Source organism: Desulfobulbus rhabdoformis (assembly GCF_016919065.1).
Classification (GTDB): Bacteria; Desulfobacterota; Desulfobulbia; order Desulfobulbales; family Desulfobulbaceae; genus Desulfobulbus; species Desulfobulbus rhabdoformis.
Window position 1 is genome coordinate 1 of the sequence record NZ_JAFFQA010000135.1, and the last position, 989, is coordinate 989.

Genomic DNA, 989 nt, shown 5'->3' on the forward strand with positions numbered 1-989 from the left:
GCAAATGCCGGTTTTTCCCTTCTACTCTCGGATCAATTAAATTTTCGAAATGGGAAATAATGTCTGGCTGCTGTTTTTTCATGCCCCTTCTCCAAGTAAGTGATTTTTGAAGGGTAATATATAGAGGCTATGCGAGTAGAATTGAATAATAAATCGATTTTATTCGTATTTTTTCGCTGGTCGAAAATAATTCGGTTCTAACTGGGCCTAGTTAGGACATTTTGATGCGCTTGCCCTGCAAATCACCCCTCCGGTTTCGCACTTTTTGAAACTTCTCCAAATAATCTTCTTTCGAGCTTAGGTACTCACCCAATACCTGAGTGATTCGCGCTTGTGAATATCTCGTAAGTTCGCTGGAAGTCGGAAAATGCGAAAGCAGTCGCTCGAACTCAACTTCTGGAATTGCTGTACTGTGTGCGCCTCCGATATAGACGGCTTGGGATGAGAGTGAATCAATACGCCCGAAAATTGATATATCTCGTTCCGCTAGGAACGACTTCCTTGAGAACTTAAACTCCTTACTGATGTACAAAGGATTCTCAAGTCCTAGAACTCGCATGTTAATGACATAATACTCGCCTTGCAGCAATCCAAGCACAAATTCTACTGGATCAAACTCTGCATCGGGCTCTTCACTTTGAGCGGTGACCAAGTCTTCACGTTCAAACTGAAAACGTTTGGCGATCGTAACACGCCCATCTGTCCTCAGCTTCTCGTAAATCCATGCTGATCCTTCACGGCTAGCAGTATATGACAAGATTAGGCGCTTCCCGCGCTTCTCGAATTCCAAGGTTTACCTCAGGTATAACGAACAAGGATAGATTGTGTGAGTGAGGCACGAACGAACCGCAATCTTATCCGGGGTGTACGCCCGGCATGGGCGTGAACTTATGGGGTGCAAGTCCCCTGTACGTAGAATCCAATCACTGCCTTTTGGCAGCGATACCAAAGTACTAGCCGACGGCAAGGGCGTCTCCGCGAGGAGGGGT

Annotated in this window: 1 protein-coding gene; it reads right to left on the minus strand. The window is 45.8% G+C overall.

The window, feature by feature from the left end; genetic code table 11:
• Window positions 1–211: 211 nt before the first annotated feature.
• The gene (locus JWJ90_RS22755) at window positions 212–790 is read right to left on the minus strand and encodes a hypothetical protein (RefSeq protein WP_205229504.1); all 579 of its coding nucleotides are present in this window, start codon (window positions 788–790) and stop codon (window positions 212–214) included.
• Window positions 791–989 lie beyond the last annotated feature (199 nt).